This is a genomic window from Methyloceanibacter superfactus, from assembly GCF_001723305.1.
GTDB lineage: Bacteria > Pseudomonadota > Alphaproteobacteria > Rhizobiales > Methyloligellaceae > Methyloceanibacter > Methyloceanibacter superfactus.
Genome location: NZ_LPWF01000037.1, coordinates 61,512 through 67,511 on the forward strand (window position 1 = coordinate 61,512; position 6,000 = coordinate 67,511).

The window sequence follows — 6,000 nt, forward strand, 5'->3', positions numbered from 1 at the left end:
TTGCGATGCCCCAAGTCCGGTTAAGGCCACCTTTACCGTAGTCCGCCAGCATGGGCCGGTCCTGCCCTCAAGAGGCAGGCCGAGTTCAGTATCTTGCGTAACAAGAAAGTGGTGGCATGGCTGTGGGGGAGACCGGGGGAGCACGCCTCCCGCGCAACAAGATTATTGTCGGCGATTGCATCGAAGAGCTGTCGCGCCTGCCGGAAGCAAGCGTCGATCTCGTCTTCGCCGACCCGCCCTACAATCTTCAGCTGAACAACGAGCTGTTCCGCCCGGACAACAGCCGCGTCGACGCGGTCGACGACGACTGGGACAAGTTCGGCAGCTTCGGCGCCTATGACAGCTTCACGCGCGATTGGCTCGCCGCCTGCCGCCGCGTGCTGAAGCCCAACGGCAGCCTGTGGGTCATCGGCAGCTATCACAACATTTTCCGTGTCGGCACCATCCTCCAGGATCTCGGCTATTGGGTGCTCAACGACGTGATCTGGCGCAAGACGAACCCGATGCCGAACTTTCGGGGGCGCCGCTTCACCAACGCGCATGAGACGATGATCTGGGCGTCGATGGGGCCGAAGGCGAAATACACGTTCAACTACGAAGCCATGAAGTCTCTGAACGAGGACCTGCAAATGCGCTCCGACTGGCTGCTGCCGATCTGCTCCGGCGGCGAGCGGCTCAAGCAGGATGACGGACGTAAGACCCATCCCACGCAGAAGCCCGAGGCGTTGCTTGCTCGCGTGATCCTCGCCTCGAGCCATGTGGGCGATGTGGTTCTCGACCCGTTCTCCGGTTCCGGCACGACCGCTGTCGCGGCCAAGCGGCTCGGACGCAGCTTCATCGGCATCGAGCGCGAGGAGAGCTACGCCGAGGCCGCTCGCGCGCGCCTCAAATCGTTGAAGCCGCTCGATGCGGCCTCGCTCCAGGTGGCCAAGGGCAAGCGGGGCGAGGCCCGCATTCCCTTCGGCGCGCTGGTCGAGCTCGGGCTGATCTCTCCCGGCACGGCGCTTTACGATCCGGCGGCGCGCCACGAGGCCAAGGTGCGTGCCGACGGCTCCATCGCCTGTGCCGGTGCGCAAGGGTCGATCCACAAGATCGGCGCCCATGTGCAAGGGGCCATGGCCTGCAACGGCTGGACCTTCTGGCATTACGAGAAGAACGGCGCGCTCAAGCCGATCGACGATTTGCGCGCGGCGGCCCGCCAGAAGCTCGTGCCCCACGCGTCTTAGCTTTCCGCGCTTCCACCTCGAGGCGTGGGCGAGAACTTTCCGCATCACCGAGGGCAGCGCCGCGCCCGATAGCTCCCGGCGCATGAGCCATCGGCACCGTTCGGCTTGCGCGGCGCCGGTCAGCGCGGCGCCGGCGCCGACCTCGGCGCGATAGACGGCAAGCTCCAGATGAAAATGAGTGAAGGTGTGCTCGACCAGCCCGGCCGTCTTTTCCCACACGGTGTCGACCGGCGCATGATCCGCCACGTCTTTGCCGCTCGGCTTGGTCGCCTGCCACGGCGTTGACGGCGCCTCCAGCATGCCCCCGAGCAGACCTTTCAGCGGCCGCTCGCGCAGTAGCACCGCCCCGTCGGCGCGGACGACGACGTAGGCCGCGCCCCGCCGCGTGGGGCGCTCGGCTTTCTCCTCGCGATACGGCAGCACCTCGGCGAGGCCCTCGGCGCAAGCACGGCAGCCTGGACGCAACGGGCACAGCGCGCAGGCCGGACGCCGCGGGGTGCAGATGGTGGCGCCGAGATCCATCATGGCTTGCGCGTAGTCGCCGGCGCGCGCCACCGGCGTGAGGGTCTCGGCCAGCGCCTTGATCTCCCCCTTGGCGGCGGGCAGCGGGGTTTGCACCGAGAACAGCCGCGCGACCACGCGCTCGATATTGCCGTCGACCGGGGTGGCGCGCGCGCCGAAGGCGATGGCCGCGATGGCCGCCGCCGTATAGGCGCCGATGCCGGGGAGTTTGCGCAGCTCGGCCTCGGTCTTCGGAAAGGCGCCGCCATGCTCGTTGGCGACGACGCGAGCGCAGGCATGAAGATTGCGGGCGCGGGCGAATAGCCGAGCCCGGCCCAGGCGGCGAGCACCTCGCCCAGCTCGGCGCGGGCGAGCGACGTCACATCCGGCCAACGGCGCAAGAAGGCGTCGAAGCGCGGCGTGACCGCCTTGACCGTGGTCTGCTGCAGCATGATCTCGCTGAGCCAGACTTTGTAGGGGTCCTGGCTCATCCCCGGTGCTGCGCGCCACGGCAGGATGCGGGCCTCGCGGTCGTACCAAGCGAGCAGCGCCCCGGCGACGGCGCGCACGTCACGGTCCGTGTGGCTTCCTTGTATGTGGCTTCCTTGCATAACTGCCATTCGTGCCGCCGACCCCAGACCTCATGGTGTAGACTGGGACGACATGAAGGAAGGGCTGGCGGTCACTTCTCCACCGGCCAGCGAGGGCCATGACTCAGATTACGCGCAAACCGAAGAGCGGCGCGCGCGCCATTGGCAGCTTCGTGGCCAAGGCGCTCGACCCGGCTGCACGGGCCCGCGGCTTCGCCACCACGGCGCTGCTCAGCGATTGGCCGGCTATTGTCGGGCGCGAACTGGCCCAGTTCACCATGCCCGACCGGGTCTTGTGGCCGAGGCGCCGCGACGAGGAGGATGGCGGCAAGCCGAGACAAGGCCATCGCGCCGACGGCGCCACCCTGGTGCTCAGAATTGAGGGGCCGCGGGCCATCGAGGTGCAGCACCGGGCCGGCCAGATCCTGGAGCGGGTCAATTCCTATTTCGGCTACCGGGCAGTAACCGAGATGCGCTTCCTGCAAGCGCCGATTGCCCGCGCCAAGCCGCCGCAAGCCCGGAAAGGGCCACTGTCCACCTATACTCTTCCCCAATCGGCGGGCATCGAGGATGCGGGTCTGCGCCGGGCGCTATCGCGGCTCGGCGCCGGGGCCCGCTCCCGGCTCACGAGAGGTTGAGGGCTTGCGTCCTTCTCACTCTTGCCGGATATGGGTCTATCAACGATTGTAGGCCCGCTCCTCAGGGGGGCCCTGACTTAAGTCTTAGCCGGAGAATTGACCGTGGCGAAACGTGAGAAGAAGCCGACCGAGCCCGCGACCGACGAAGCCGCCGGGAAGAGCAAGACCGGGCTCTATGTCCTTGGCGCCGCGGTTGCCGTTGCGGCTGTCGCCGGCCTTGTCTACTTCAACAATGACAATGGCCCGCGCGACCCCAACGCGCCGAAGGTGGACCCCGAGATGGCCGCCCTGATGGAGGCCGGGCCGCTTGAGGACGTCGTGATGGGCAGCGCCGATGCGCCGAACACCATCGTCGAATACGCCTCGATGACCTGCCCCCATTGCGCGCACTTCTACACCGAGGTCTTTCCCGAGGTGAAAGAGAAGTACATCGATACCGGCAAGGCCCGCTTCATCTTCCGCGAGTTCCCGCTCGATGGACTTGCGCTCGCCGCCTCCATGCTCGCGCGCTGCGCCGGCAACGACCGCTTCTATCCGGTGGTCGACGGCCTGTTCGAGACGCAGGAGACCTGGGCGGTGCCCGGCGAGGATGGCAAGGAAAAGCTCTTGTTCATCGCCAAGCAGGCCGGATTTTCCCAGGAAAGCTACGACAAATGCGTGGGGGACAAAGAGCTCGGCAACAAGATTATCGAGCAGCGCCGGCGCGCGCATGAGGATTTCGGGGTCGACGCGACGCCGAGCTTCTTCGTCAACGGCAAGCGCTTGAAGGGGGCGACGCTGAAGGATTTCGAAGCGGCGATCGACGGTAGCAGCTCCGAGGGGACGCCGCCGCCGAGCGGCTAGGTCACCATCCCGATGTCGCTCACAAGAGGCGCCGCAGCCGCAATCGTCCTGATCGCCACCGCGCTGGGCCTGTCGGCGTGCGGCGGCGCGGCCGGTCCCGCCGAAATCGCCATTCCCCTGAAGGAGCAGATCCTGGAGCCGGGACCGCTCGGGGAGCGCGAATACGGCAACCCCAACGCGCCGGTCACCATCATCGAATATGCCTCCCTCACCTGCCCTCATTGCCGCAACTACCACGCCAAGGTTTTTCCCAAGGTGAAGCGGCAATATGTGGATACGGGCAAGGTCCGCTATATCATCCGGGAATTCCCCATCGGGCGGACGGCGGGCACGGCGGCGATCGCCACGCGCTGCGCGCCAGAGGGCAAATATCTCTTCCTCACGGAGGCCTATCTGTCCCGGCAGAAGGAATGGGTCAGCCAGGAAGTCCGCCCGGACGTCATCTATAAAGTGGCCGAATCCAGTGGGATGAGCCGAGAGACATTTGACAAATGCCTATCGAATCAAACCATTATCGATGGACTGACAGAGGTGAAGCAGCGCGGGCGCAAATATGGCGTGATCGGCACGCCCACCCTCTTCATCAATGGCCAAAAAGCGCAAGGTGAGGTCACCTTCGAAGAGATCAAGGCCATGATCGAACCGCAGGCCTCTTGAGCCTCACCCGGTTGCCGACCAAGTCGAATCACTGCCAAGTTCCGTACCAGATGTCCGCGTAGCCTCGCGCGTCGCCATTTCCATTGAGGATCGCCAGAACCGTGCAAATCACCCGACTCCGCCTTCTTGGATTCAAATCCTTCGTGGAGCCCACCGAGCTCCTGGTCGAGCCCGGCCTGACCGGCGTCGTCGGTCCCAATGGCTGCGGCAAGTCCAACCTGCTCGAGGCGCTGCGTTGGGCCATGGGCGAGACGTCCTATAAGAGCATGCGCGGTGCGGCCATGGACGACGTGATCTTCGCCGGCGCGCAGGACCGGCCGGGGCGCAACTCCGCCGAGGTCACGCTGTTCATCGACAACAGCGCCCGCAAGGCGCCGGCCGAGTTCAACGACGACGACGTTCTGGAGGTCACCCGGCGCATCGAGCGCGAGGCGGGCTCCGCCTATAAGGTCAACGGCCGGGACGTGCGCGCCCGCGACATCCGGCTTCTGTTCGAGGATGCCGCGACCGGCGCCCGCTCGCCCGCCCTCGTCCAACAAGGCCGCATCGGCGAGATCGTCAACTCCGCGCCGCAAGAGCGCCGCCGGGTGCTCGAGGATGCCGCCGGCATCGCCGGCCTGCACAGCCGCCGTCACGAGGCGGAGCTCCGTTTGAAGGCGACGGAGAGCAACCTGGCGCGGCTCGCCGACCTCATCGGCCAGATCACCTCGCAATTGCAGGCGATGCGGCGCCAAGCGCGCCAAGCCCAGCGCTACCGGGAGATCTCCAACAAGATTCACGAGATGGAGGCCCTGCAATATCACCTGCAGTGGACCGCCGCTTGCGCCCATGTGGAGCAGGACGAGACCGCCTTCCAAGAAGCGCTGGCCGCCGTGGCGCAACAGACCAAGGCCGAGGGCGAGGCGCTGCGCCAGCAGGCGGAATCCGCCGAGAAGCTGCAGCCCTTGCGCGACGAGGAGGCCCAGCGCGCGGCGGTGCTGCACCGTTTGAGCGTGGAGCGCGATGCGCTGGAGCGCGAGGAGGCCCGCGCCAAGGCGCGCCAGGCCGAGCTCGAGACGCGGCTGGCCCAAGCCTCCCGGGATCTCGCGCGCGAGAGGAGCATATCGCCGAGGCCGACAATATGCTGCGCGGGCTTGGCGAGGAAAGCCGCCGCCTGACCGCGGCGAGCGAGCGCGACCAGGAGGAGCCGCAGCTGCGCGCGGCGGCGGCCAAGGCGGCCGAAGCGCTGGCCGCGGCGGAAACCGCGCTGCGCCAGGCGACCACGGAGCTGGCCGAGGCACGCGCCGAGCGCGGCCGCCTCAACAACGAGAAGACGAAGATCGCCGACCGGACCGCCCAATTCGAGGCGCAGACCGGTGAGATCGAGCAGCAGCTTGCCACGCTCGAAGCCGAGAGCGGCGGCGAAGCCAAGCTGGCCGAGCTCAAGGCCGAGGCCGCGAGCTCGCGGCGCTGGTGCAGAAACCGAGACCGAGCTGCTCAATGCTGAGACGGCCGAGGAAGAGGCCCGCGCCGAGGAAGCCCGGCTCAGGGGATTGGCCGCGTCCG

At 67.0% G+C, this 6,000-nt stretch carries 6 protein-coding genes and 1 pseudogene; 6 read left to right on the plus strand and 1 reads right to left on the minus strand.

The annotated features are described in order from the left end of the window. Positions 1 to 116: 116 nt before the first annotated feature. Complete coding sequence (locus AUC69_RS15370) at positions 117 to 1,226, plus strand: site-specific DNA-methyltransferase (RefSeq protein WP_069442930.1); 1,110 nt, start codon at positions 117 to 119, stop codon at positions 1,224 to 1,226. Between the two features lie 24 nt (positions 1,227 to 1,250). Here AUC69_RS15370 and mutY read toward each other — a convergent pair. Next, a pseudogene (mutY, locus tag AUC69_RS16730) lies at positions 1,251 to 2,338 on the minus strand (A/G-specific adenine glycosylase); the annotation flags it as partial. A gap of 98 nt (positions 2,339 to 2,436) precedes the next feature. On the opposite strand from mutY, the gene AUC69_RS15385 reads away from it, so the two are divergent. From AUC69_RS15385 to AUC69_RS15405, 5 genes are all read left to right on the plus strand, one after another. Then, a complete protein-coding gene (locus tag AUC69_RS15385; RefSeq protein ID WP_069442933.1) occupies positions 2,437 to 2,955 on the plus strand; it encodes a DUF721 domain-containing protein in 519 nt (172 codons plus the stop codon). A gap of 102 nt (positions 2,956 to 3,057) precedes the next feature. Beyond that, positions 3,058 to 3,798, plus strand: coding sequence for a DsbA family protein (locus AUC69_RS15390; RefSeq protein WP_069442934.1), 741 nt, complete (start codon positions 3,058 to 3,060; stop codon positions 3,796 to 3,798). A gap of 12 nt (positions 3,799 to 3,810) precedes the next feature. Then, positions 3,811 to 4,455, plus strand: coding sequence for a DsbA family protein (locus tag AUC69_RS15395; RefSeq protein WP_083239523.1), 645 nt, complete (start codon positions 3,811 to 3,813; stop codon positions 4,453 to 4,455). A gap of 101 nt (positions 4,456 to 4,556) precedes the next feature. Continuing rightward, positions 4,557 to 5,612 (plus strand): AAA family ATPase, encoded by a 1,056-nt coding sequence (locus AUC69_RS15400; protein ID WP_069442936.1) that lies wholly within the window; start codon positions 4,557 to 4,559, stop codon positions 5,610 to 5,612. Beyond that, entirely contained in the window at positions 5,576 to 5,941 is a 366-nt protein-coding gene (locus AUC69_RS15405; RefSeq protein ID WP_069442937.1) for a hypothetical protein, read from the plus strand. Before AUC69_RS15400 ends, AUC69_RS15405 begins: the two co-directional genes overlap by 37 nt. Positions 5,942 to 6,000 lie beyond the last annotated feature (59 nt).